Here is a 19,798-nt window from a genome sequence, read left to right on the forward strand (position 1 = left end):
CCGTACGGGGCGACGGAGGAGAGTGATCGCGTGACCGCACTGCGGCTGGGCCCGCTGCTGAGATACGCCGACGGCTCGACGGCGACCGTCTGGGTCGAGGCGAGCCGCCCCTGCACCGCGCAGGTGCGCTGCGCGGACGGCGCCGGCGGCACCGCCCGCACCTTCCAGGTGGCGGGCCACCACTACGCCCTGGTCGAGGTGACCGGTCTGACCGCGGGCACGGCCACGACGTACGAGGTCCTCCTGGACGACACGCTCGTGTGGCCGCCGGCCGACTCCCGTTTCCCGCCTTCCGAGATCCGCACCCCGGCCGCGATCGACGCCGCGTTCGACGCCGAGGGCGGGGCGGGCGACCCGATCCGGGTGGCGTTCGGCTCCTGCCGCTGGGCCGCGCCGCCGGCCGGCGGACACGACCCGGTCGGCCCCGACGCCCTGGACAGCCTGGCCTCCCGTCTCGCCGCCGACCCGGCCGCAGAGCGGCCCGACGTCCTGCTGCTGCTGGGCGACCAGGTCTACGCCGACGAGGTCTCCGACGCGACGAAGGAGCGGATCGCCACGCGCCGCGGCCTCGCCGACCCGCCGGGCGCCGAGGTGGCGGACTTCGAGGAGTACACCTGGCTCTACTACGAGTCCTGGCTCGACCCCGAGGTCCGCTGGCTGCTGTCCACCGTGCCCAGCTGCATGGTCTTCGACGACCACGACGTGATCGACGACTGGAACACCTCCGCCTCCTGGCTCGCCGACATGCGGGACACCGCCTGGTGGCGCGAGCGGCTGCTGAGCGGCCTGATGTCGTACTGGGTGCACCAGCACCTCGGGAACCTGTCCCCCGCCGAGCTGGCCGCCGACCCGCTCTACGCCGCCGTGCGCGAGGCCCCCGACGCCACCGACGAGCTGCGCGCCTTCGCCTCGCGCGCCGACGCGGACCCGGCGGCGGCGCGCTGGAGCTACCGGCGCGACTTCGGCCGCGTGCGGCTGCTGATGGTGGACAGCAGGGCGGCGCGGGTCCTCGACGAGGACGGGCGTTCCATGCTCCACCCCGCCGAGCAGGCCTGGCTGCGCGAACAGGCCCTCGACGACCGGGGCTCCGTCGACCACCTGCTGATCGGCACCTCGCTGCCCTGGCTGCTGCCGCACCTGGTGCACGACGCCGAGGAGTGGGACGCGGCCCTGTGCCGGGGCGAGCGCGGGGCACGCTGGGCCCGCACCGGGGAGAAGATACGGCGGGGCGCGGACCTGGAGCACTGGGCGGCCTTCCCCAGGTCCTTCGCGGCGCTGGCGGAGCTGATCGCCGAGGTGGGGTCCGGGGCGGACGCACCGGCGAGCGTGCTGGTGCTCTCCGGGGACGTGCACCACGCGTATCTGGCCGAGCCGCACTGGCACGAGGGGCCCGGGCCCGACGCGCGGGTCCTCCAGCTCACCTGCTCCCCCGTCCACAACTCCGTCCCGGCGTACATCCGGTGGGGCTTCCGCTTCGGCTGGAGCGCCGCCGCCCGGGCACTCGGCCGGCGGCTGCGCCGGCACGGCCGCTGCCCCCGGCCGCCGGTCGGCTGGCGCAGGACGGGCGGTCCCTGGTTCGGCAACCAGCTCATGTTCCTGACCCTGCGCGGCCGTTCGGCCCGGCTGCGCCTGGAGCAGGCGCAGCCGGACGGGACGCTGCGGAAGGCCGAGGAGGCCGACCTGACCCGGTGACGGCCGACCGTGCGGTCAGCCGCCCGACGGGTCGGTCGGCCGCTCGGCGGGTCTGCTGCGGGGTGGGTCGGCGGCTCGGTGGGCCGGTCGCCCGGTGAGCCGGCCACCCGGTGAGCCGGCTGCCGGGTGGGTCGTCGGCTCGGTGGGTCGGCCGCTCGGTGGGCCGTCGGTGCGTCGGACGCCGGGCGGGGCGGCCGCTCGGTGAGTTGGCCGCTCGGTGGGGGCGGTCGGCCGTTCCGTCGTCCCGTTGCCGGCGTGGTTCCGGTCACTCCTTCCGCGCGGACCCGGTGGCGTGAGCCGCCGCCCGCGCGGCAATCGGTGAGGTCGCACCAGGTACGCGGGCCCGGGCCCGACCGGAGCGTGCCCCTGAGCCATGGCTAGAAGTTGAACTTGCAAGCATCGGTTAGGTCCGCCTAACGTGAGTCGCTCATTCGGTACCGCCGCCCCCACCGCCCGGTCCTTCCCCCGTTCCGGGACCGGTCAGACCGACACCGAAGGAGCACCCCCCACCATGTCCGCTCGCCTCAACACCGCACAGCCGTACGCGGTCGGCCTCTTCCGCATCGTCGTAGGCCTGCTCTTCGCCTGCCACGGCGCGGCCTCGCTCTTCGGCGTCCTCGGCGGCGCCGCGGGCACCGACGGCGGCACGCTCGACGCCGGCGCCTGGCCCGGCTGGTACGCGGCCGTGATCCAGCTGGTCTGCGGCACCCTGGTGCTGCTCGGCCTCGGCACCCGGGCCGCCGCGTTCCTGGCCTCGGGTTCCATGGCGTACGCCTACTTCGACGTGCACCAGTCCGGCGCGCTGTGGCCGATCCAGAACGGCGGTGAGGCCTCGGCGATGTTCTGCTGGGCCTTCCTGCTGCTGGTGTTCACCGGTTCCGGAGCCCTGGGCCTGGACCGCCTGTTCGCCGGCCGTGCCGTCACCGGGCGCGAGTCCGCGGCACGGGATTCCGCGGAGCGGGAGGCCGCGGTCTCCGCCTGACGCGGCTCCGTACGACACCGCAGTCCGTGGTCCGCGATCCGCGGTCGTCCGGGCGCCCCGGCGCCCGGACGACCGCGGATCGCGCGCTCTGCGGCAGGCCCGCACCGGCGTGAACGTCTAGTACCGAACACATGAGCCCCCCGTGAATCCCCTGTCACACCGCGGGCGTACGCTGTATGGCTGTCATTGGCCGCACCTGCCGCTCCCCCGCGACACAGCGGCACGGTCGGCCGTCACGGGGGAGACACGGGGAGTCAGTGGTGTTCGAAAGCGTGGGTGCCTTGCTCGGCAGCCCATGGATCTACGTGGTGGTGGGCCTGTCGGTCCTCCTCGACGTGTTCCTGCCGGTGCTGCCCAGCGGTGTGCTCGTCATCACCGCGGCCACGGCCGCGGCGGCGGGCTCGGGCGCCGCGACCGGCCAGGTCCCGCACAACGTGCCGGACATCATGGTCCTGATCCTCTCCGCGGCGACCGCCTCGGTGCTGGGCGACCTGGTGGCCTACCGGCTGGCGTGGCGCGGCGGTGAGCGCCTGGACCGGGCGATCTCCCGCTCCCGCCGGCTGACGAGGGCGCAGGAACGTCTCGGCGAGGCGCTGGCCCGGGGCGGCGGTGCCCTGGTCGTGCTGGCCCGCTTCGCGCCCGCGGGCCGTTCCGTGGTCTCCCTGATCGCGGGCGCCGCCCATCGGCGTCCCCGCGACTTCCTCCCCTGGTCCGCGCTGGCGGGTCTGGCGTGGGCGGGCTACAGCGCCGCGCTCGGCTACTACGGCGCCCACTGGCTGGGCACGACCTGGCTGGCGACGGGCGTGTCGCTCCTCGCGCTGTTCGGCGCGGGCGCCGCGGCGGCCTACGTCATGCGCCCGCGCCCGGCGACCTGACCCAAACGCCCCACGGCACACCGCCCCACCCCGCGGCCACGGCGCACCCACCGGCCGGCGCGCACCGGCCGCACCGACGCCGGACAGCGGGCGTCCGTCACCTACGCACTGCCGCCGCGAACGGCGACGTAGCCAGGACGGTGCCCGGCGGACGGCCGCACGCCGCGCGGGCGTACGCCGGGCCGTCCCGGCCCCGGCCACCGGGTGCACCCCGACCGGCCCCGGCGGCACCCCGGCCCGGCGAGCCCGCCGTCCGCGGACGGCGCACGTCCGGCATCGGTGCGCCGCCGCCGTGACCGGCGGCACGCACGGGACGGCGCGCGGCGCACGTCCGTCACGCCGCGGACGCGGCACGGAGCACTCCCCGGGGCGGGCGCGCCGATGCCCGGTGGCCGGGACCGGTCAGGTGTGGGCCGGTGCCGTGGCGCGGGCGGAACCGCGGACCTCCAGGCCGTCCAGCAGGTCCGCCGTGGCCGCGGCGATGGCGTCGACCGCCCGCTCGAACACCTCCCGGTTGTGCTCGGCCGGCGCCCGGAAGCCGGACACCTTGCGGACGTACTGAAGGGCCGCGGCGCGCATCTCCTCCTCCGTGGCCTCCTCGGGCTGGGCGGGGGGACGCAGGGTCTTGATACTCCGGCACATGCACTCCAGTCTGCCCCGTCAGCCCGCCCCTTCGCCATGATCGGACTGCTCCGCGACGGCCCCGGCGGATCCGGGACCGAGATCCACGTACCAGTCGTTCGATCTGATCGGGTGGCCCTTGGGGTACTCGAAGTCGACCTGTCCGAGCAGCGTGAACCCCGCCTTGCGGCACACCCCGTCGGACGCGGCGTGCCCGACCTTCGGGAACGCGTGCAGAGCCCGGTGGCCTCCGTCGGCGGCCACGCGTGCGACGACCTCGACGAGCGCCCGGGCCGCCGCCGCGGCGAGCCCCCTGCCCTGGAACTCGGGCAGGATGCCCCACCCGGTCTCCCACACCCGCGCGCCCCGCCACTCGCGCTCCCAGTAGCCGATCGAGCCCACGGTCTCCCCCGTGCCCGCGAGCGTGACGCGGTACATGCACCCGGCGAACGGCCCGATGTAGCGCCGATGCCGGTCGAGGAGCTGCTCCTCGCTCTCCGGGCCTCCCAACTGCTCCGTCATCTCCGGGCTGTTGGTCCGCCGCAGCAGCCAGAGGTCGTCCTGCGCCCAGGGCACCAACCGCACCTGTTCCACGTCCCGTCCGTCCATGCGGGCACCCTAGGGCGTGGGTCCGACATCATGGGTTCCCGGCGGGCTGTGCGACGCTGCGAGGAGGAACAGGAACAGGTCGGCGCGGGCCCGGCGGAGCCCCGGTCGCGCGCCCGAGCCCCACCCTCCGCGGGTGGGGAGTGGAGGCGAGAAACGTGATCGGTCCCGCGCCCGGCACGGTCGGCGCACGTCCCGTCCTCGCCTACGACGGGGACTGCGGCTTCTGCCAGTCGTCCGTCGACCGCATCCGCGGCCTCGCCGCGCCGACGCTGGACGCGGTGCCGTGGCAGTTCCTGCCCGTCGAGACGACCGCGCCGCATCTCGGCCGGCTGGACCGGGAGATCCTGCTCCTGCGCGGTGACACGGTGCTCGCGGGCGGGTCCGACGCGCTGGGCCGCTGGCTGGGAACCTCTCCGTCCGCCGTCTACCGCACGCTGGGCGCCGTCCTGCGGCTGCCGGGTGTGCGGCTGTGCGCGGGCGTCGTCTACCGCTGGGTGTCCCGCAACCGGCACCGCCTGCCCGGCGCCACGGCCGCGTGCGCGGTACCGCCGCGCCGCGACTGAGACCCCGCCTCCTTCCGGCCCGCACGAACCGAACACGAGTTCACCCGAACACCCCGAAGGAGCTCGCTACTCAAATTCGAACAGGCGTACCATTGCGGGGTGGCTACGACCTACGACTTTCCCAGCGACCTGCGCGCCGGTCAGGAGGAGCTGCATCAGGTCAGGGCCGAGCTGTCGGCCCTGCTGAAGCGGCTGCCCTGGTCGGTCGAGCCCTTGGACGGCTTCAGCGACGACGCGGGCTGGCGGAAGACCGAACGCCCCGCGTCACCCGGCTGGACGGCCGACGAGCAGGCCGAGGTGGAGAAGCTCCGCAGACGGGAGCACGAGCTCGCGGTGTTCGTCACCTGCCACCGCTTCTGGGCGGAGGTCTCGGCCCCGGACCGGGTCGAGGCCCGGATGAGCCTGAAGCACACCCACGGCACCCCGCCGGAGGAGGCCGACCGGACCCCGTCCGCACAGGCCACCGAATGACCGAAGAGGCAGGCAGGCGGAAGGGCGCACGGGCGGAGAGGCGGCCGACCGGAGGGGCGGTCAACGGACCGGGCGAGATCCACCCGTGGGTGCCCTTGTTGCTCACGAAAGGGTGATATCTCCCGATCGTCTGCAACCGGGCCGCTCCCGCGTCGGTCGCACACCGGACAGGACGCAGTCGATCCCCCGGGGGCGCACATGAGCCAGCAGTACCCGCCGCACCAGCCGCAGGAGCCCGGTCGGGGAGGCCACCGACCGCCGGCCGGTTTCCCGCCACCGCCGAGGAAGCGGAACACCGGCAAGGTCATCGGCTTCGGGTGCGCCGGTGTCCTCGCTCTGTTCGTCGTGATCGGCGTCGTCACCGCGGTCACCGGCACCGGCGGCGACGGTGGCGACCGGGCCGGCCGGCCCGCCGACCCGACGCGGACGGCCTCCTCCCCCGCGGGCGGGAAGCCCACCGCCGCGGACGAGCCGGACGAAGCCACGAAGAGCGGGGCGGCCGGGGAGAAGGAACCGGCGAAGAAGAAGGCCGTCACCTTCAAGGTGTGGGGCACCGCGCCCGCCGGCGCCCTCGGCCCGCTCGACATCACCTACGGGTCCGACAGCGACAACCGCAAGGGGAACTTCCGCGACGGCACGTTCGAGGCCACCCTGCCCCTGGACGGCGACGCGCTGTACTACACCGTGACGGCCCAGTTGCAGGGCTCGGGGGACATCAACTGCTCGGTCACGGTCGGCGGCCACACCGAGAAGGCCCATGCGTCCGGCGGCTACAACATCTGCCACGCGCAGGCCAACGCCGGGCTGCTCGGCGGCTGGGACTGACGGCCCGCCGGCCCGATGGTCCGGACATGACGGCGGCCCCCCGGGTTCTCCCGGGAGGCCGCCGACCGATCCTGGTGGGCGCGGACGGTTTCGAACCGCCGACATCCTGCTTGTAAGGCAGGCGCTCTACCCCTGAGCTACGCACCCCGGACGAGTCGACAGCCTACATTGCCCGGGGCCGTGCGCCGCAAACCCGTATCGGGGGTTAGCCCCACCCCGGATCCGGGAGCGGACCGGATCGTCCGGCGCCCGGCGGCTCCCTAGTGTCGACGGGACAACGCCAGGCAGCCCAGGGGGAGATCACCATGGCCCGTACGACCCTTTCCGCCCGCGCGGTACTCGTCACCGGGGTCGTCGTGGCCCTCGCCGCCGGTGCGACCGGCTGCGGCGCCTCCGCGGCCGACGACGACCACCCCGACCACCGCTCGTTCGCCCTCACCGGCCGCACGCTCACCATCGACTCCGACGACTCGGCGCTGGAGATCGTCGCCTCGGACACGGCGAATTCGGGGACGGTCGACGTCACCCGCTGGTGGCAGGGGTCGGTCACCATAGGCAAGAAGCCGAAGGTCAGCTGGACGATGAAGGACGACCGGCTCGTGCTGCGGCTGCGGTGCTCCGGCCTCGTCGCCGACTGCTCCGCCAGGCACCGCGTGGTGGTGCCCCGCGGTGTCGCCGTGAAGGTCGGCAGCGACGACGGCAGCGTCCGCGCGCAGGGCTTCCGGGACGCGCTGAGCGTGCGCACCCAGGACGGCTCCGTGCACGTCACCGACTCCAGCGGACCCCTGGAGCTGCGCAGCGACGACGGCAGCGTCCGCGCCGAGGTCTCCTCGCGCACCGTGCGGGCGCACACCCAGGACGGCTCGGTGCGCCTCACCCTGGACGCCGTACCGGACCGGGTGGAGTCGGTCAGCGACGACGGGTCCGTGACGATCGCGCTGCCCCGGGCGACCTACCGGGTGACCACCAGGACCGACGACGGCGGAGTGGACGTGTCCGTGCCCCGGGACGAGTCCAGCGCCCATGTGGTGAACGCCCGTACCGCCGACGGCAAAGTCACCGTGCGGAACGCGAACTGACCGACCCGTGTGTTCGTTCATCAACCGGTGGGAGAATGACACCGGCAGGGTGGATCACAGCACGGGAGAGGGATGTGACGGCGACACCAGCGCAGCCGAACTCGCCGTTGGTGCCGCGTGCACGACGCAGGCCGCCCCGTCACGCGCCGGGGAGCGCCCTCCGCGACACCCTGGCCCTCGTCGCCCTGCCCCTCGTGGTCCCGCTCGTGCTGCCCGGCGCCTTCGCGGGCGGCGGCACACGGCGCTGGTTCGGCGGACGCGCGGAGGGGCAGCGGGCCGAGGCCCAGGCGGCGAAGGACGCGGCGGCGGCCGCGTTCTACGAGCTGGACACCGCCCAGCGGGACCTGCGGATCTCGATCGAGACGATCACGGCGGTGGACGACTCGCCGGCCGCCCGGCGCGCGGTCTCCGACTTCGAGGCCGTCGGCCGGCGCATCGACGAGGCCAGCAGCCGGTACATCGAGGCCGTCGACGCCCATGACCTCGACCGGGACGACCTGGAGGCCGCCACGGCCGCCCGGGCGCGCACCGAGCTGACCCGCGCCAAGGAGGAACTGGACCGCGTCAAGCAGGAGCTGGACCGGTTCGCGAGCGGGCTGGGCCCGCTGCTCGGCAAGGCGGAGACGCAGCTGGCGCGCCTCGCACCGGCCGTGGAGCGGGCCCGTCAGGCGCTGCGGGGCGCCTCGGACGCGCTGGACGCGGTGCGGGCGGGCGGACTGCGGGCGGACGACCTCGCGGCGCGGCTGGCGGCGCTCGCGCCCGAGCTGACCAAACTGAACCAGGGCGCGGGACAGCACGGCGTGCCGCACACGCTCCAGCGGGCGGAGCAGGTGGCGCGGGAGGCCGAGGCGGTGCGGGCGGAGGCCGGGCGGCTGCCGGAGCGGGCCGCCGAGATCGACCACCGGCTCGTGTCGCTGCGGACCCGGGCCCAGGCCCTCACGACGCGTTCGGAGCAGGTGGAGCCGGTCCTGAGCGAGCTGCGCCGGCGGTTCTCCGCGGCCTGCTGGCAGGATCTCCAGCACGTTCCCGACCAGGCCGGGGAGAACGTCCGGCAGGCGGAGGCCAAGCTCGCGCAGGCGCGGAGCGCGCGGGAGGAGCAGCGCTGGCCGGACGCCACCGCGCTGCTGTCGACGGCGCGGGCGCTGCTGAACACCACGGACGAGGCGGTCTCCGCCGCCGGTGACCGCCTGACCAGGCTGAACGCCGTGCAGAAGGATCCGCAGGCGGAGATCGACCGGACCAGGTTCGCGATCCGGGACGCCCAGCGGCTGGCCATGGCGGGGCGGACGACCCCTGATCCCCGGCACGCGCGCCCGCTGGACGACTCGGTGGCCCGGCTGGAGCGGGCGATCGCCTCGCTGGAGGGCCGGCACCCCGACTACTGGCACTTCCTGACCGAGACGGAGGCGGTCCGCCGCTCGGTGGCGGACGTGGTGGCCGGGATCCGCGAGGAGCGCGGCAGCGGGCGCTGACATTGCCCGATCCGCCCGGCGGGCGGATATTGAAGGTACGTACGGCCTCCGTCGGCGCGTCCACTCCAAGGGAGGCGGAGATGGCCACTCACGCACTGCACGGCCGGTCCAGGCGTCGGATCGACTTCGACGAGCACCTGCCGGTCGATCACCGCCTGAACCTGGTCTACCGGATCGGAGCCGGGCTGATGGGCCTGGGTCTGATCGTCTTCGGGATCTTCGGCATCATCGACAGGATCGGATTCTTCGACACCGGCGGCGATCAGGTGTGGAGCATGAACACCAACGGCGCGCTGAGCTGGCTGTCGGTCGCCGTCGGACTGCTGCTGCTCGTGGGCATGGTGATCGGCGGGAACTTCGCGTCGACGCTGAACATGGCCCTCGGTGCGCTGTTCGTCCTCAGCGGCTTCGTGAACATGGCGCTGCTGGACACCGACTACAACTTCCTGGCCTTCGAGATCCAGAACTGCATGCTCAGCTTCGTGATCGGCATCCTGCTGCTCGTCTTCGGGATGTACGGCAGGGTCGGATCGGCCCTGCCGCACGACAACCCCTACTGGCGGGCCCGCCACCCCGAACTGGCGGAGGAACGGGACCGTCAGCTGGAGCGGGGGGAGGATCACCCCGCCTGAGTCACCGGACCGGTCAGGTGCGGTAGGCGTAGAAGTACGCCGTCGGGTACGACGAGACGAGGCTCGCCACCGACCGGCGCAGGGTGTTGTTCGAGTGGTACGTCACGTACGGCACGCCGCCGCTCTTGGCCGTGACGATCATCGTGTGGTCCTTGGACCCGTCGCGGTCGAAGTCCATCTGGAGGACGTCGCCGACCTCCAGCTGGTAGACGTTGGCGAGCGCGGTGGTCCGCTTGGAGTTCTGCGCGAACCAGGACCACTCGTTGACGCCGACGAACGAGTCCGACTGGATGTCGGCGTTGCCGAACCACTTCGTGTAGTCGTACACGTAGCCGGGCACGTGCTTCCAGCCGCCGGCCTTGAGGGACTGGCTGACGAAGTTGGTGCAGTCGCCGCCCGCGGTGTGGTTGTTGAAGTCCGGATAGTCCTTGTTGTAGACGTTCCAGTACTTCTCGGCGTAGGCCGCCATCGCCTTGTAGTCGTAGGCGGTGCCGGTCTTGGGGACGGCGACCGGGTTGCGGGTGGTCGCCGCGCGCGCCGCGTTGGGCATGGTGTCGTCGGCGGTGGTGGTCGCCGTCTTGACCGGGACCGGCTTGGTCAGCGCGTTCACCGCGAGACCGCCCTGGTCGGTGTCCTTGATGGTGGTGAGCTGCCAGTTGCCCTGCCGGTCGGCCTTGAACGTCAGCTCGTGCTTGGCCTGGAACCCGGTGGTCTTGGGCGCGTCGCCGCGCGACTGCGCGTAGGTCAGGGTCGTGGTCTCGGTGACCGCTGCCTTCGCCGTACGGCCGGTCACCCGCGTCGCGTCGAGGGTGACGGTCGTGGTGGCCTTGTTGTACTTCTCGCCGGCCTTCGCCAGCTTGTCCTTGCGGGCGCCCAGCGTGGACAGGGCGCTGTCCTCGGTGCGGGCCGTGCCGGAGGACAGCTTGACGTCACCGGAGAAGCCGTCGGTCAGCGGCTTCGACCGGTCGCCCTGCTTGCCCGTGACCAGGGCGTCGGTGCGGTCGGTGAAGACCGCGTCCGCGAGCCGCTGGAAGGTGGCCTTGGTCTTCGCGTCCACCGTCGGGTCGTTGACGACCGCGGCACCGGCGGACCAGTTGGGCAGCAGCGCCACTCCGGCGACGACCGAGGTGGCGGCTGCGCCGAGTATCGCCGCGCGACGGCGCGTCGGCTTCAATTTCCTTGACTTCACTGATGTTTCCCCTCTTGCCCCGGCGGACGGGTGCCGGGAAGGGCATCTTTGCATGGCGTGTGCAGCTCATGTGAAGAGGGTTGCGGTTGAGGTTTGGTTACTACTTGACGACCGTCGACCAGTCCGGGTTCTGGGCGGGGTCGAGGCTGCGCAGCCTCTCCAGCGTCGCGGGCGACTGCACGTCCATCCAGTCGGCCATCTCCTTGAACGACACGCACTTGACGTCCTTTTTGGTGCAGACGTTCTCGATGACCTGGTCGACTGCCTTCATGTAGATACCGCCGTTCCACTCCTCGAAGTGGTTGCCGATGAAGAGCGGGGCGCGGCTGCCGTAGTACACGCGGTTGAACCCGGCCATGTAGGAGTCGAGGGTCTGCTGCTCCCACTCGGGGTACTTGGCGGGGTCGCCGTCGGGCTGGCCGTCGGACTGGTTGGCGAGGAAGTTGAAGTCCATGGACAGGGACTGGACGTCGCCGTTGGGGAGGGCCTGGAGCGGGAAGTCCCACAGGCCGTCCTTCTTCGTCGGCCAGATCTGGAAGCCGCCCGGGTTGGACGCGTCGTAGCGCCAGCCGTAGCTCTTGGCCGCCTTCAGGAGGTTCGCCTGGCCCTCCAGGCAGGGGGCCCGGCCGCCGGTGACCTCCTTCTTGAAGTCGAAGGGCAGCGGGGGGATGTCCTTGTAGCCGGTGTTGGTCTTCCAGTTCTCCACGAACTCGAAGAACTGGTCGATCTCGCTCTTCCACTCGTCGACGCTCCAGAAGCCGCCGCCCTTGGCCCCGCAGAAGTGGCCGTTGAAGTGGGTGCCGATCTCGTTGCCCTCCTTCCACGCCTCGCCGAGCTGCTCCAGGGTGGTGCGGATGTGCTCGTCGGTGGGGAAGCTGATCGCGGCCGACCCCACGGGGTGCTGCGGCGGGGAGTAGAGGTCCTTCTTGCTCTTGGGCAGCAGGTAGATGCCGGTGAGGAAGAAGGTCATGTTGGCGTTGTACTTCTCGCCGAGCTCGCGGTAGTGCTCGAAGAGGCCGTCGTCGCCCTGGAGGGCGCCGTCCCAGGACAGGACGACGAACTGGGGCGGCTTCTCACCGGGCTTGAGCGGGACCGGCTTCAACTGCCCGGTCTGCGGTCCGGTGTACGAGGTGGAGCCGTCCCCCAGGACGTGGGTCTTGCCGTCCCACGGCGGCTCCTTGGTCGCCGACGCCTTCTTGCTGTCCCCCGAGGAAGCGGTCGGCTGGGTGTTGGTGGAGCGGTTGAGCACCAGGTAACCGGCCACCAGGGACGCGACGACGAGGAGCGCCGCCAGCGTCAGGAACCCCGGGTGTGCGGCGGCGGGGCGGCGCGTAGCTGCCGGGGCTTTGCGGCGGCGGCCCGACGGTGACTTCATGTGCGGATCATTCTCCGGATTCTGGGGACGCGGGTGCCCGGGTCGGTGGTCAGCCGAGCGGGCGCATGGCACCTGACCAGATGCCGTAGGGGACGCTGCCGGTCTTGCCGGCGAGGCCCTTCAGTGGAAGCGGTTCGAGGCTCTTGGTGAGGTCGATGCGGTAGACGACGACCGCCGTGGACACGGCCCTGGCCGTGCCGATGTACCAGGCTGCGGTGTCGTCCGTGGTGGTGCCGGCCTTTCCGGCCACCCGGCCCAGTGAGCCGGAGCGGACCGCCTGGCCCTGCGAGGAGGGGACGTCGTCGGGGTGGGCGGTGCTGAAGGAGTCCGCGAGCGCGGAGTTGACCTCCTCGGCGACGTCGGCGCCGAAGGCGCGGGTGGTGTCCGGGGCCTCCAGGGCGAGCTTGGTGCCGTTCCTGCTGATCAGGCGCACGGAGTACGGCTCGGTGTGCTTGCCGCCCGCCGCGAAGGTGGAGTAGCCGCTCGCCATGCGGATCGCGCTGGGCGTGGAGCTGCCGGTGGACAGGGCGGGCACCTGGGCCCCGAAGCTGGAGGGCAGCAGCCCGGACTTCTCGGCGGTGGAGCGCACGACGTCCAGGCCGGTGTCCATGCCGAGCTGCATGAACGGCGTGTTCACCGACAGTTCCAGTGCGCGGTGCAGGGAGATCTGCCCGTACGACCTGCCGCCGTCGTTCTCGGCGGCCGCCTTCCTGCCGTTGCGGTCCCAGTACGGGCCCTCGGGCGTCGTCACGGGCACCAGGTTGTCGCCGTCGTACAGCGTCTGGCCGGTGACCTTCTCGGTGTCGCCCTCGCGGGTCTTGTGGACGCCGTGCTCCAGTCCGGCCGCGAACACGAAGGGCTGGAAGGCCGAGCCGGCGGGCACGGTGGTGGCGTTGGACTCGTTGTAGCCCTGCGTACGGTGGTCCGGGCCGCCGTAGACGGCGAGGATCCGCCCGTCGGAGGCCACGGAGGAGGCGCCGTAGTGGGCGCTCGCGGCACCCTTGGGATCGTCCTTCTGCGCCTTCTTGCGGGCCTTGGTCACGGCGTCGGTGAGCTGGGCCTCGCGCTTCTTGTCGAAGGTCGTGTAGATCTGGTAGCCGCCGAGGTCGAAGTCCTTGTCGGAGATGTTGCCGGCCTTCTTGGCGTACTGGGAGGCGAGTTCCACGAGGTAGTCGCTCTGCTCACCGGTGTCGTACAGCGGGTTGGACTTGAGCGGCTCGGGGAACTTCGTGTACTTGGCGCGCTCGGCGCGGGAGAGCTTGCCGATGTCGACCATGCGGTCCAGGGTCCAGGACCAGCGTTCGACGGCCCGGGCGCGGTTGGCGGGGTTCAGGGTCGGGTCGTAGAGGCCGGCGCCCTTGAGCAGGGAGGCGAGGAACGCCGCCTCGCTGGCGTTGAGCTCGCCGACGTCCTTGCCGTAGTAGGCCTGGGCGGCGCGCTGGATGCCGTAGGTACCGCGGCCGAACCAGCTGGTGTTGAGGTAGCCCTCGAGGATGTCGTCCTTGCTCATCTGGTTGTCGAGCTTGAGGGCGATCATGGCTTCGGTGAACTTGCGGCTGACCGTCTGGTTCTGGTTCAAGTAGACGTTCTTGACGTACTGCTGGGTGATCGTGGAGCCGCCCTGGGTGTCGCCCTGGCCGATCGTGCGGAACAGGGCGCGGCTGATGCCCTTGAGGGAGATGCCGGGGTCGCTGTAGAAGCTGGCGTTCTCGGCGGCGAGCACCGCCCAGCGGACGTCCTCGGGGATGTCCTTCAGCGGCATCGCCTGCCGCTGCACCCAGCCGGTGCGGGCCATCGGCGTGCCGTCGGCCCAGAAGTACACGTTGTCCTGCTGGGTGGCGTACGAGTTGATGTTGTCCGGGATGTCGGTGGCCGCGTAGGCGACGACCAGGAGCATGCTGCTGAGCCCGATGGAGCACAGGAAGCCGCCGAGCCACTGCCGCCAGGAGGGTATCCAGCGCCGCCAGTCGGTACGGCCGGGCCGCGGGTACTGCGGGCGGAGTTTGCGCGCGTACGGCGTGACACGAGCCACATAGGGGGTGAGGGCGGCGAGGAGCGGGGCGAGCCGAGGTCCCAGAACAGTTGATATTCGGTCAAATACAGAAGGACGCGGAGCTTTTCGTCGATTCTTTGACGAACGCGCTTTCTTTTCGCCTGCGGCGTCACCTTCGGACACATCTGGCAGATCGGGTATGTCCGACACCCGCAGCTGCATGGTCTCGTCCGCCCTGAAAGAGGCAGGGACCTTCAACTGCATGGTCTCGTCCGGCCGCTGGGGCTCCTCCCCCTGCCCCGCCTGGGTCACGACGCGTCTCCCTCCGCACTCCGTATTGCTCGCAGGCAGACGTACAGACTTACGAGGGCCTGACATGGTTGCCGTTGACGCGGCCGCAAACCTTGAACCCTCCCGACCTCGGGGTTCAACACGGCGCTCTCAAATTACCAGCGCCCTTCGCAAATTCTCCACATAAGAAATCGACAGAAGTGAACAGAGGTGAAACTGCTGACATCCGCTCCGAGCATAGGGGCTTAGTCTGACGTCATGCCTCGCTACGAGTACCGCTGCCGGACCTGCGGCGACACCTTCGAACTGAGCCGCCCGATGGCGCAGTCCGCCGACCCCGCCGACTGTCCCGCGGGACACGGCGACACAGTGAAGCTTCTCTCCGCCGTGGCCGTGGGCGGGACGAAGTCCGCCCCCGCGCCCGGAGCGGGCGGCGGGTGCTGCGGCGGCGGCTGCTGCGGCTGACCCCGCCGGCCGCGCCCGGTCAGGAGTTCTTCAGGAACTCCCGCAGGATGCGCTCGCCGGCCAGCACACCGCGCTCCGGCAGGGCGGTGATCTGCGGAGCCGTCCAGGCCGCGTCGGCCAGCTCGCCGTGTCCGGGGCGCCAGCCCCGGTCAGCCGCCAGCAGCAGGTCGGCGTCGAGCAGCGAGTCGCCCGCCGCCAGCGTCAGATCGGCGCCGGTACGGCGGGCCACCTCGCGCACGGCCGCGCTCTTGGTCAGCGGCTTCGGCACGGCGTAGATCTTGCGGCCCTGGAGCGACACGGTCCAGCCGCGGTTCTCCGCCCAGGCGGCGAGCTCCTTCACCCACTCCTCGGGCAGCAGCTCGCGCTCCACGACGAGATAGGCGAACAGGTCCTCGGCCACCCGCTGCTTGCGCAGCCAGAACGGGTCCGCCGTCTTCGCCAGGTACTCCTGCACCTCAGCTAGCGGCGCGCACTCGTCGGCCAGCCGGGCCTGCACGCCCGCGTGCCACTCCTGGTCGGTCGCCCCGTCGACGAGGAGGTGACCGCCGTTGGCACAGATCGCGTACTTCGGCGCCGGGCCCGGCAGGTTGATGCGCTGGTACTGCTTGCGGGTGCGGGTGGTCGTCGGTACGAACACCGCCCGGTCGCCCAGGTCCGTCAGCAACTGCGCCGAGGTCTCCGTCATGAACGACAGCGGCCTCGCCTCGTGCACCTCGACGCACAGCAGCCGGGGCGCCCGCGCGTCCGGCATGGTCAGCGCCAGGGCGGCCGCCGAGTAGATCAGCGTACGGTCGAGATCGCTCGCCACCACGACCGGCATCAGACCGTCACCGCCTTGCCGTCGGCGCCGGTCGCGCCCCGGGTGAACTTCGGGTGGATCAGCCCCACACACGTGTACGGCAGGTCGTCGACCTCCTCGACGGGCACCCCGCGCTGTCCGGCCAGGAGCCGTACGTGGTCCAGGTCGGCGCCCGCCCCGGCCCGCGCGAGGATCTTCCACGGCACCCGGCGCAGCAGCACCCGGGTGGTCTCGCCGACCCCCGGCTTGACCAGGTTCACGTCGTGGATGCCGTACTCCTCGCTGATCCGCTCGACGGCGGCCCAGCCCTCCCAGCTCGGCGTGCGGTCACTGGCGAGCAGCTCCTTCACCGCACCCCCGACGGCGTCCGCCACCTCGGGGAAACGGGCGGCGACGGCGTCCAGGAAGGCCACCGAGACGTCCGTGCCGGCGAGCTCGCGGTAGAACTTGGCGCCGTGGAAGTCGTCCGGCCCGACCAGGTCGGCCCGCAGCACGGTCCGCGAGATGAGCCCCGACACGGTCGAGTTCAGGCACGCGGAGGGGATGAGGAAGTCGTCGCGGGTGCCGTACGTCCGTACGCACGAGCCCGGGTCGGCCAGCACCGCGATCTCCGCGTCGAAGCCGGCCGCACCGCCGCCCGCCTCGAACTCCTCGATCGCCACCGCCAGTTCCCGGGTGATCGCGCCCTTGCCGGTCCAGCCGTCCACGAAGACGACGTCACGCGGGTCGTGGTGGGCGGCCAGCCAGCGCAGCGCGTTGGCGTCGATGCCCCGGCCGCGCACGATCGACACGGCGTAGTGCGGCAGGTCGAGGCCGTGCCGGAACTGCGCCCAGCGCCGCATCAGGACGCCGACGGGGGTGCCGGCCCGGGCCAGCGAGACGAGGACGGGCCGCGGGGAACGCTCGGCGATCACCGTCTCCGTGACGACGCCCACGGCCTGCGCGAGGCGCGCGGCGGACGTCTCGAGGGCCGCCTGGAACAGCTCCTGGTACTGCTCGCTGGGCTGGTACTCGACCGGCAGCGACTCGGCGTAGTGCGCGCCACCGCTCTGGATGGCCTCCTCGCGCTCCTCGGTCGGCGCCTCCAGCGTCACGTCCGAGAGGTCCTGGAGCAGCCAGCCGACCTCCTCGGGCGGGTACGAGGAGAAGGCCGGTCCACGGAGGGGCTCGGGCAGCATGGCGGGTCTCTCTTCCGACAGGGCGGCCGCGTACAGCGGCTCGGGGACGTACGACGGCACGACCGCCAGCACGACGTGCGGGGTGTGGGCGGCGAGCTGGGCCAGGAGGCCGTCGGGAGCGTGCAGCTCCGGGGTGTCGGCCACCGAGTCCACGACGGCGACGACGGCGTCGAAGCCACCGCCCGCGACGTTGTAGGCATAGCGCTCGCCGGGGCCGTCCGCCGGGTCGTCGTGCGCGGGGAAGACGATGCGGCTGCGTATCGCGTAGCCGGGGTCGTCGACCGCGAGGACGGGAGAGCGGGTGGTGGTCGAGTAGCGCACCTCGGCGGCCACGACCTGCTCCAGCTCGCGGGCCAGCCGGAGCGGGGCGTACATCAGCTCCTCGAAACCGAGCACGAGGACGCGGCGGGCGTCCTCGGGTACGGCCTCGGCGAGGCGGGCGGTCATGGCGGGGAGCGCGGTCTCCAGCCGGGCCCGGTGCCTGGGCGTGAACCCGTGCCGGCCGCCGTCCGGCAGCCCGCGGGGCCAGTGCAGGTCCACGCGGGTCGCATGGCCTCGGGGGCGCGTCTGCCCGGCAGGGTCGTCGTCCGGGTGCGGGTCCGTCGTGGCGTGTCGCGCAGTTCCCCGCGCCCCTGGCGAGATGGCCCGCATGTCGTCAGGGCCGTGCGGAACAGCGCCCTGAAGGGGCGCGGGGAACTGCGCGACCGGCCCCGACGGCGCCGCGGACGGCCGATCACCGCTCGCGGCAGCCTCGGCCTCGTACCGGGCGACCAGTTCCTGGCCCTTCTCCAGCACCCCCTCCGGGAGGAGGACAGTGCCGGAGGCGGCCGTGACGAGGTCCACGCGCGCGCCGATCTCGCGGGCGAACTCCTCCAGCCGGCCCGCGTCGGCCGCCGACCGCATGTCGACCAGCGCGACCACGACGTACCGGTCCCGCGGATACCGCTCGTGCAGCGCCCGGACGGTGTTCAGGACCGTGTTGCCGGTCGAGAACTCGTCGTCGACCAGGACCAGCGGCCCGGACCCGACCAGCAGCGCCGGGTCCTCGGGCAGGAGGAGGTGGGAGGTGGCGTGCGAGTGGGACTCCTCGAAGCCGCCCGCCTGGGCGACCCCGGCCACCGGACGGCGGGTGGAGTGCAGACACGGGGCGGCGCCGAGGCCGTCGGCGACCGAGTGGCCGAGGCCGGTGGCGGTCTCCGCGTATCCGAGGACGACCGCCCCGGCCGCCTCCTCGGCGCCGAGCAGCTCACGCACCCGCCGCCCGAGGGCGACACCCTGGCCGTGCACCACGGAGGGCGACTGCGGGACGTGCTTGCCCAGGACGTTCGAGACCAGCAGATGGGCCCGCTTGGGGTTGCGGCGCAGGGCCAGCCCCACCAGGTCCGTCAGCGTGTCGTCGCCCACGATCTCGACCCCGAGCCGCTCGGCGACCCAGGTCCCGGACCATATGCCGTCGTCCCCGTTGTTCACTGCGTTGTTCATGCGTCCCTTGTGAGTGAGGTGGTGATTCAGCCGGGAATGCCGGCGGCGAGCAGGTCGACGAAGCTGACGTCCTCGTGCGCGACACCGAAGACCTCGGCGCGGAGCATGGTGCGCTCGGCCCAGGCGCGGTGCGGCTTCACCTCGTTCATCTTGTTCGTGTACTGCGACCGCAGGACACCGCCGCCGCCGCGTTCCGGCCGCAGGATGTCCGCCGCGTCGCTGTACTCCTCGTGACTGACGACGGACAGTGCGTGCACCGCCGGCACGTGCGAGGGGTGGATGCAGGTCTTGCCCAGCAGGCCGTTGGCGTGATCCAGGGAGATCTCGCGCAGCAGCCCGTCCATCGCGTGCTCGATCAGTTTCTCGCGGAGTTCGACGGCCTGTCCTTCCAGGAAGGGGCTGTGCCGCAACATCGGCTTGAACATGCGCTCGGGGACGCGGAAGTACTCCCAGACCGGTCCGGTCACCGTGAAGCCGGTGCCGTCGGCCCGGCCCAGCATGTTGACCACGTCGGCGATCACCGAGGCGACGATCTGGACGTCGTAGGCGGTCATGTCGGGCGCCCTGCGCAGGCCGTACGAGGAGCAGAAGTCGGTCACGCCGAGGCGCAGCGCGAGGACCCGGCTGCGGTACTTGTCGACGGCGCGGGCGATGCCCTCCAGGGCGTCCACCCGAGACTCGCGGTACATCAGCTCGGGCGTCTCCAGGACGGGCATGCCGAACAGCCGCCGCCCGCTCGCCGTCTCGGCGCCCGCCAGCGCCTCCAGGAAGGGGATGCCCCGCTCCTCGGTGAACTTCGGGAACACGAAGCCGCTCAGCAGCGCGGTGTCGTCGCCGAGACGCCGGACCAGGTCGGGGATCTGCTCGGGCGTGCGGACCCGGATGAAGAGCAGCGGCGGCTCCACGCCCTGCGTGTCCCGGCGCCCGGCCAGGTCGGAGAACTGCCGGACCAGGTTCTCCTCGCCGGCCTCGACGTCCTCGTCGCCGATGGAGTCCTCCAGACAGAGCACCATCGACACCACGCCGCGCCCCGCCTGTTTGACGATGTCGTCCGCCAGCCGGGGCCTGGTGGCCGGGCTGTACAGGGTGGCGCCCAGGGCCGCGGCGAGCAGCCTGGCCGGGGAGTCCGTGTCGAAGAGACACGGCTCCCGGTGGAAGAGGCGCTGACGCACCTCAGGGGCGAGGTGCCCGAAATGACGCATAAA

Annotated in this window: 18 protein-coding genes and 1 tRNA gene; 10 read left to right on the forward strand and 9 right to left on the reverse strand. The window is 72.1% G+C overall.

Annotated features, from left to right (window positions below):
- The first annotated feature begins 30 nt into the window (after positions 1–30).
- The 3 genes from Saso_RS01745 (at position 31) to Saso_RS01755 (ending at position 3,549) form a co-directional block, all read left to right on the forward strand.
- Positions 31–1,692, forward strand: a complete 1,662-nt coding sequence (locus Saso_RS01745) for an alkaline phosphatase D family protein (protein WP_189917287.1) — start codon at positions 31–33, stop codon at positions 1,690–1,692.
- 511 nt (positions 1,693–2,203) lie between these two features.
- Positions 2,204–2,674: a DoxX family protein gene (locus Saso_RS01750; protein ID WP_189917288.1), complete on the forward strand. Its 471-nt coding sequence runs from the start codon at positions 2,204–2,206 to the stop codon at positions 2,672–2,674.
- A 260-nt stretch (positions 2,675–2,934) separates the two neighbouring features.
- Positions 2,935–3,549 (forward strand): DedA family protein, encoded by a 615-nt coding sequence (locus Saso_RS01755; protein WP_189917289.1) that lies wholly within the window; start codon positions 2,935–2,937, stop codon positions 3,547–3,549.
- Between the two features lie 402 nt (positions 3,550–3,951).
- On the opposite strand, the gene Saso_RS01760 is transcribed toward Saso_RS01755, so the two are convergent.
- Positions 3,952–4,191 carry a DUF2277 domain-containing protein gene (locus Saso_RS01760; protein ID WP_189917290.1) on the reverse strand — a complete coding sequence of 80 codons (240 nt, stop codon included), beginning with the start codon at positions 4,189–4,191 and terminating at the stop codon, positions 3,952–3,954.
- Between the two features lie 18 nt (positions 4,192–4,209).
- A complete protein-coding gene (locus Saso_RS01765) occupies positions 4,210–4,779 on the reverse strand; it encodes a GNAT family N-acetyltransferase (RefSeq protein WP_189917291.1) in 570 nt (189 codons plus the stop codon).
- Between the two features lie 155 nt (positions 4,780–4,934).
- Between Saso_RS01765 and Saso_RS01770 the strand changes: the two genes are divergently transcribed.
- From Saso_RS01770 to Saso_RS38130, 3 genes are all read left to right on the forward strand, one after another.
- Positions 4,935–5,342 carry a thiol-disulfide oxidoreductase DCC family protein gene (locus Saso_RS01770; RefSeq protein WP_189917293.1) on the forward strand — a complete coding sequence of 136 codons (408 nt, stop codon included), beginning with the start codon at positions 4,935–4,937 and terminating at the stop codon, positions 5,340–5,342.
- Positions 5,343–5,441: 99 nt separating this feature from the next.
- On the forward strand, positions 5,442–5,813 hold the full coding sequence (locus Saso_RS01775; protein ID WP_189917296.1) for a hypothetical protein: 372 nt from the start codon (positions 5,442–5,444) through the stop codon (positions 5,811–5,813).
- 198 nt (positions 5,814–6,011) lie between these two features.
- Positions 6,012–6,638, forward strand: coding sequence for a hypothetical protein (locus Saso_RS38130; RefSeq protein WP_229900983.1), 627 nt, complete (start codon positions 6,012–6,014; stop codon positions 6,636–6,638).
- Positions 6,639–6,710: 72 nt separating this feature from the next.
- Here the strand turns inward: Saso_RS38130 and Saso_RS01785 are convergent.
- Positions 6,711–6,785, reverse strand: a tRNA-Val gene (locus Saso_RS01785).
- A gap of 158 nt (positions 6,786–6,943) precedes the next feature.
- Here Saso_RS01785 and Saso_RS01790 point away from each other — a divergent pair.
- The 3 genes from Saso_RS01790 (at position 6,944) to Saso_RS01800 (ending at position 9,821) form a co-directional block, all read left to right on the forward strand.
- The gene (locus tag Saso_RS01790) at positions 6,944–7,717 is read left to right on the forward strand and encodes a DUF4097 family beta strand repeat-containing protein (protein ID WP_189917297.1); all 774 of its coding nucleotides are present in this window, start codon (positions 6,944–6,946) and stop codon (positions 7,715–7,717) included.
- 74 nt (positions 7,718–7,791) lie between these two features.
- Entirely contained in the window at positions 7,792–9,189 is a 1,398-nt protein-coding gene (locus Saso_RS01795) for a coiled-coil domain-containing protein (RefSeq protein WP_189917299.1), read from the forward strand.
- 80 nt (positions 9,190–9,269) lie between these two features.
- The gene (locus Saso_RS01800; protein WP_189917301.1) at positions 9,270–9,821 is read left to right on the forward strand and encodes a DUF4383 domain-containing protein; all 552 of its coding nucleotides are present in this window, start codon (positions 9,270–9,272) and stop codon (positions 9,819–9,821) included.
- A 13-nt stretch (positions 9,822–9,834) separates the two neighbouring features.
- Here Saso_RS01800 and Saso_RS01805 read toward each other — a convergent pair whose 3' ends face one another.
- From Saso_RS01805 to Saso_RS01815, 3 genes are all read right to left on the reverse strand, one after another.
- Positions 9,835–11,010, reverse strand: coding sequence for an amidase domain-containing protein (locus tag Saso_RS01805; protein WP_189917303.1), 1,176 nt, complete (start codon positions 11,008–11,010; stop codon positions 9,835–9,837).
- 100 nt (positions 11,011–11,110) lie between these two features.
- Complete coding sequence (locus tag Saso_RS01810) at positions 11,111–12,385, reverse strand: polysaccharide deacetylase family protein (protein WP_189917305.1); 1,275 nt, start codon at positions 12,383–12,385, stop codon at positions 11,111–11,113.
- A gap of 49 nt (positions 12,386–12,434) precedes the next feature.
- Complete coding sequence (locus tag Saso_RS01815) at positions 12,435–14,642, reverse strand: transglycosylase domain-containing protein (RefSeq protein ID WP_189918486.1); 2,208 nt, start codon at positions 14,640–14,642, stop codon at positions 12,435–12,437.
- A gap of 285 nt (positions 14,643–14,927) precedes the next feature.
- Between Saso_RS01815 and Saso_RS01820 the strand changes: the two genes are divergently transcribed.
- Complete coding sequence (locus Saso_RS01820; RefSeq protein ID WP_189917307.1) at positions 14,928–15,134, forward strand: FmdB family zinc ribbon protein; 207 nt, start codon at positions 14,928–14,930, stop codon at positions 15,132–15,134.
- Between the two features lie 19 nt (positions 15,135–15,153).
- Here the strand turns inward: Saso_RS01820 and Saso_RS01825 are convergent, their stop codons facing one another.
- From Saso_RS01825 to Saso_RS01835, 3 genes are read right to left on the reverse strand one after another with little or no spacing between them, the layout of a single operon-like run.
- A complete protein-coding gene (locus Saso_RS01825) occupies positions 15,154–15,954 on the reverse strand; it encodes an HAD family hydrolase (RefSeq protein WP_189917309.1) in 801 nt (266 codons plus the stop codon).
- The gene (locus Saso_RS01830) at positions 15,954–18,593 is read right to left on the reverse strand and encodes a phosphoribosyltransferase (RefSeq protein ID WP_189917311.1); all 2,640 of its coding nucleotides are present in this window, start codon (positions 18,591–18,593) and stop codon (positions 15,954–15,956) included. Before Saso_RS01830 ends, Saso_RS01825 begins: the two co-directional genes overlap by 1 nt.
- A 26-nt stretch (positions 18,594–18,619) precedes the next feature.
- Positions 18,620–19,795, reverse strand: a complete 1,176-nt coding sequence (locus Saso_RS01835) for an HpcH/HpaI aldolase/citrate lyase family protein (RefSeq protein ID WP_189917313.1) — start codon at positions 19,793–19,795, stop codon at positions 18,620–18,622.
- Positions 19,796–19,798 lie beyond the last annotated feature (3 nt).

Source organism: Streptomyces asoensis (assembly GCF_016860545.1).
GTDB lineage: Bacteria > Actinomycetota > Actinomycetes > Streptomycetales > Streptomycetaceae > Streptomyces > Streptomyces asoensis.

Excerpts from the sequence above, each read along its gene's own strand:
- Saso_RS38130 (WP_229900983.1), top strand. The coding sequence starts at position 6,012 with ATGAGCCAGCAGTACCCGCCGCACCAGCCGCAGGAGCCCGGTCGGGGA.
- Saso_RS01810 (WP_189917305.1), bottom strand. The coding sequence starts at position 12,385 with ATGAAGTCACCGTCGGGCCGCCGCCGCAAAGCCCCGGCAGCTACGCGC.
- Saso_RS01835 (WP_189917313.1), bottom strand. The coding sequence starts at position 19,795 with ATGCGTCATTTCGGGCACCTCGCCCCTGAGGTGCGTCAGCGCCTCTTC.
- Saso_RS01760 (WP_189917290.1), bottom strand. The coding sequence starts at position 4,191 with ATGTGCCGGAGTATCAAGACCCTGCGTCCCCCCGCCCAGCCCGAGGAG.
- Saso_RS01820 (WP_189917307.1), top strand. The coding sequence starts at position 14,928 with ATGCCTCGCTACGAGTACCGCTGCCGGACCTGCGGCGACACCTTCGAA.
- Saso_RS01825 (WP_189917309.1), bottom strand. The coding sequence starts at position 15,954 with ATGCCGGTCGTGGTGGCGAGCGATCTCGACCGTACGCTGATCTACTCG.
- Saso_RS01815 (WP_189918486.1), bottom strand. The coding sequence starts at position 14,642 with ATGCAGTTGAAGGTCCCTGCCTCTTTCAGGGCGGACGAGACCATGCAG.
- Saso_RS01765 (WP_189917291.1), bottom strand. The coding sequence starts at position 4,779 with ATGGACGGACGGGACGTGGAACAGGTGCGGTTGGTGCCCTGGGCGCAG.
- Saso_RS01830 (WP_189917311.1), bottom strand. The coding sequence starts at position 18,593 with ATGAACAACGCAGTGAACAACGGGGACGACGGCATATGGTCCGGGACC.
- Saso_RS01750 (WP_189917288.1), top strand. The coding sequence starts at position 2,204 with ATGTCCGCTCGCCTCAACACCGCACAGCCGTACGCGGTCGGCCTCTTC.
- Saso_RS01790 (WP_189917297.1), top strand. The coding sequence starts at position 6,944 with ATGGCCCGTACGACCCTTTCCGCCCGCGCGGTACTCGTCACCGGGGTC.
- Saso_RS01800 (WP_189917301.1), top strand. The coding sequence starts at position 9,270 with ATGGCCACTCACGCACTGCACGGCCGGTCCAGGCGTCGGATCGACTTC.